Annotated in this window: 4 protein-coding genes and 1 tRNA gene; 1 reads left to right on the top strand and 4 read right to left on the bottom strand. The window is 69.0% G+C overall.

Annotated elements, in window-relative coordinates; all coding sequences use genetic code 11:
* The 3 genes from A5694_RS17290 to dcd all read right to left on the bottom strand — a co-directional run.
* Nucleotides 1-994: DUF7159 family protein (locus tag A5694_RS17290; protein WP_082952725.1), on the bottom strand; the 994-nt coding region annotated here is incomplete at its 3' end.
* Nucleotides 995-1,059: 65 nt separating this feature from the next.
* Nucleotides 1,060-2,547: a DUF7159 family protein gene (locus A5694_RS24165; RefSeq protein ID WP_207516032.1), complete on the bottom strand. Its 1,488-nt coding sequence runs from the start codon at nucleotides 2,545-2,547 to the stop codon at nucleotides 1,060-1,062.
* 109 nt (nucleotides 2,548-2,656) lie between these two features.
* Nucleotides 2,657-3,229, bottom strand: coding sequence for a dCTP deaminase (gene dcd, locus A5694_RS17300; protein ID WP_064923405.1), 573 nt, complete (start codon nucleotides 3,227-3,229; stop codon nucleotides 2,657-2,659).
* Between the two features lie 147 nt (nucleotides 3,230-3,376).
* Between dcd and A5694_RS17305 the strand changes: the two genes are divergently transcribed.
* Nucleotides 3,377-3,450, top strand: a tRNA-Gly gene (locus A5694_RS17305).
* A gap of 62 nt (nucleotides 3,451-3,512) precedes the next feature.
* On the opposite strand, the gene A5694_RS23380 is transcribed toward A5694_RS17305, so the two are convergent.
* Nucleotides 3,513-3,674, bottom strand: a complete 162-nt coding sequence (locus A5694_RS23380; RefSeq protein ID WP_234786405.1) for a hypothetical protein — start codon at nucleotides 3,672-3,674, stop codon at nucleotides 3,513-3,515.
* Nucleotides 3,675-4,041: the final 367 nt, after the last annotated feature.

Consider the following 4,041-nt stretch of genomic DNA (forward strand, 5'->3'; position numbering starts at 1 on the left):
CCCCGACCACGAAGAAGGCCGCCAGCCCGCTGCCGGCCAGCAGGAAGGGATTGCGGCGGCGCGGGCGCTCGGTCTCATCGAACAGCCGGGAACTCGGCGCGTAGTCCTCGGCGACGGCGCTTTGGGTGCTGGCGGTGTCGGAGAACGCCACGTAGTCGTCGTCGGCGTCGTCGGGGACGGCGCTGTAGGCCAGGGCGTATTCGCCCATGGTGGCGTCGTAGTCGCCGCCGGCCTGGTAGGCGTAGCCCAGCGCGACCAGATTCGGATCGATCATGCCGGTGCCCGGGTCGCGCGCCCACGCCAACGCCGACGTCGACGAATCGAACAGCGGCGCGTGGGCGCTGGCCAGCGCCGCGCCCCGGGCCAGGGCCGTCTCCGGCTCTTCGGGCACGCTGACCGGAATGGCGCTGGCCGCGTCCAGGTCGGGCTTGACCAGCCCGACGTTGACACCGGATCCGACCACAAACAACCCGTCGGGCCGGGACTCGAGCCGGCCGGCCTGCGCGGCCAGCGCGGTCAGCTCGCCGAGGGCGGCGTCGTCGTCGGAGGGCAGTGCCACGCGGTGCACCTCGGTGATCGAGCCGTCCGTCGAGTCGACGACCGCCAGCGTGGCTCCCTGGGGCTCGATGAACATCAACGCGGTCCGCTGGTAGCCGATCGCCCCGCCCACCGTCTGCGCCAGCGCGGCCGCTGCCAGAAACGCCGACACCAGCATCACGTTCTCGACCCGGCGGTTGGCCAGCGCGTCGCGCAGCTGGCCGGCCTGCAGCTGATTAGTGACGGTCACGCCGGTGGAGGCCAGCCGATAGCCGCCCTCTTCGGCGCTCTCCTGAGTGCCCAGGATCGCCGAGACCACCTGGTCGGGGAACGCTGCGCCGCTGGAGTCCACCTCGAAGCCGTCCTCGTCGACGGTGACGCCACCGGCGTTCTCTCCTTCGACCAGGACCATCCGCACCGACGGCGGTGCCATCGACACGCCGAGGACGATGTCCATCGCACCTCCTCCCCTACGGACCTCGATTGATTAGCCCATCTTATCTCTTTGGGGGTAAATCCCCACTAGAAGTGCAGGCCAGGGATCGGCAGGGGGATCGGAATCCCGCCACCACCGCGGCCCTTGCCATGGCCACCGCCGTGTCCACCGCCTCGGCCGTGACCGCCTCCAGGACCCCAGTCGTCGTCTCCCCAGCCGCCGCGGCCCCAGCCACCCCGGGGCGGGCCGAGGATCGGCGGACCGCCGGGAAGACCGGGAATGTTCAGGTTCGGGATCATCGGCGGCGGCAGAGCCGGCGGGGGCGGCGGGGGCGGTGGTGCCGCCGGTGCAGGAGCGGCCGGCGCCGGAGCCGGTGCCCGCGGAACCGGCGCGGGGGCTTGCGGCGGCGCCGGGTGAGCTTCCGGCTGGGGCGCCGGGGCCGGCGCCGGTGGCGGAGCCGGCGGCGGAACGGCAGCCTTGGGCGGCCGCGGCTGATGGGTGACGACGTTGGCCCGTACGTCCGGCCCATGGTGATTGGCCGCGCGCATGCCCACCGCCAGCGCAACCGCCAGGGCCAGCACGCCGACCACGAACAGTGCCGCCACCCCACCGGTGACCAGCATCGGTTTGCGTTCCCGCTGCTGGACCCCGGTGCTGAAGTCCAGCAGGCGGGAGTCGACGAGTTCGGGACGGTCGACGACGTCCTGGATCCCCGAGGGCAGGTAGCCGCTGTCGGCGAAGTCCGGAACCGCGCTGTAGGCCAGCGGCTCGATATCGGAGGTCGCGTTGTAGTCCACCGACTCGGGCGCGACGTAGGCGTAGCCGGCTTGGACCAGCCCCGGGCCCAGTGCTCCGGTACCCGGGTCCTGCGCCCAGGCCATCGCCCGGGTAGAGGACGTGAACAGCGGGGCGTGCGCGCTGGCCAGCGCCGCCCCGCGGGCCAACGCCATGTCCGGTTCCTCGGGCGCGCTGACCGGCAATGTGCTGGCCTTGTCGAGTTCCGGCTTGATCGCCGCGACGTTGACCCCACCCGCGCCGACCACGAACAGCGCGTCGGGACGCGACTCCAACCGTGGGGCGCCGGCCACCATCTCGGTCAGCTCGCCGACGGCGCTGGCGTCATCGCGCGACAGCGGCTGCCGGTGAATCTCGCTGATCGAGCCGTCGTCGGAGTTGACCACCGCCAGGGTGGCGACATCCGGTTCGACGAACAGCAACGCCGTCCGCTCATAGCTGGTCGCACTGCCCACGGCCTGGGCCAGCGCCGCAGCCGCCAGGAACGCCGAGACCAGCATCACGTTCTCGACTTTGTGGCTGACCAGGGCATCCCGCAGCGCAGCGGCCTCGCCCGGATTGGTCCAGGTCACCCCGGTCGAGCTGAGCTGATAGCCGCCTTCGCGGGCACCTTCCCGGGTCCCCAGGATCGCCGAGACCACCCGTTCGGGGGCGCTTTGGGCGCCGGCTCCGACCTCGAAGTCGTCATGCTCCACCGTGACCCCGTTGGCGCTTTCGCCCTCCACCAACACCATGCGGACCGTCGAGGGCGCTACCGACACCCCGAGAACGATGTCCACCGAAACCTCCACCCGCTGCTGATCGGCCAATGTTGAGGGACATACCCCCGACAGGGCCAGCCGATACCGGCTTCATCGCAGCCGCATGGTGGCTGTCGCATCCGAAGGGCTAACCGGAGCTGATGAAGTTCTGGTACGAGCGGGACGGCGTCGGCCCGCGCTGGCCCTGATATTTCGACCCTACCCGCGTGCTGCCGTAAGGGTGCTCCGCCGGACTGGTCAGCCGCAGCAGACACAGCTGGCCGATCTTCATCCCCGGCCACAATGTGATCGGCAGGTTGGCCACGTTGGACAGCTCCAAGGTGATGTGTCCGGAGAACCCCGGGTCGATAAATCCCGCGGTGGAGTGGGTCAACAGGCCCAACCGGCCCAGGCTCGACTTGCCCTCCAACCGGCCGGCCAGATCCTCGGGCAAGGTGCAGCACTCCAGGGTGGAACCGAGCACGAATTCGCCGGGGTGCAGCACGAATGGCTCCCCGGGTTTGGGTTCGACCAGCGTGGTCAGCTCGTCCTGCTGCTGGGCGGGGTCGATGTGGGTGTAACGAGTGTTGTTGAACACCCGGAACATGGTGTCGAGGCGGACGTCCACGCTGGACGGCTGTACCAGGGCGTCATCGAAGGGGTCGATGCCCAGCCGGCCGGCGGCGATTTCGGCCCGCAGGTCGCGATCGGAGAGCAGCACCGCACGAGCGTATCCGCTGACCGCCGCGCGTGACCGGAGCCTGGGCGCCGACTGCGCGGTTTCATCCGCAACACGCCGCGTCCGGCGGATGAAGATGCACTCTCGCAGGCAGCGCGCGCCCAGATGCTAGCCTGCTAGCGCAGCAATGCCGATGTAGTTCAATGGCAGAACATCAGCTTCCCAAGCTGAGAACGCGGGTTCGATTCCCGTCATCGGCTCCACCTCTGACCAGCGCCGACACGATGCGCACCCGGCTGAATCAACCACTCAGGGTCACCCAAGGTCACAACTCAGACGGCAGTGCCGCGTGCGGTGACCGGCGCACCACGGAAACACGACGGCGCAGCGACCCGACCGGATCCGCCGCAGTGCAGAAGTCGAACGACCGCGGCAGCCAGAAGTTGAGCGTCGGCCCATGCGAGCCCCGCCAGGGCTCGATGATCATCAGCGCAGTAAGGAAGCTACCTGCCCTGTGGATTGCTCCGGTCAGACGCTGCAGAAGACGCGCTGGGACGCGAACCCGACGGTCCGCTGACCACAGGCCTGGCTCCGCTTGGCACGTTGGCAGACCGCTCCCGAGCCCTTGCAAACTCTCCGCGGACCCAACCTTGGTCGTTACTCACTGGCCTTCTCCCTTGGGTTCCATCCCATGCTCTGGGTTCCATCCCATCTGCACATTGAAACAGACACCACCCACAAGTTTTCGCCGTTGAAGCCAGATTGAGAGTGACATCTCGATAGCGTCCCGGGGAGTGGTGGACTTCGGATCTGGCGTGGTTCACGCGTTGCGATCAACGAGTCATGTTGAACGC

The organism is Mycolicibacter sinensis (assembly GCF_001667945.1).
Classification (GTDB): Bacteria; Actinomycetota; Actinomycetes; order Mycobacteriales; family Mycobacteriaceae; genus Mycobacterium; species Mycobacterium sinense_B.

Excerpts from the sequence above, each read along its gene's own strand:
- A5694_RS23380 (WP_234786405.1), bottom strand. The coding sequence starts at position 3,674 with ATGATCATCGAGCCCTGGCGGGGCTCGCATGGGCCGACGCTCAACTTC.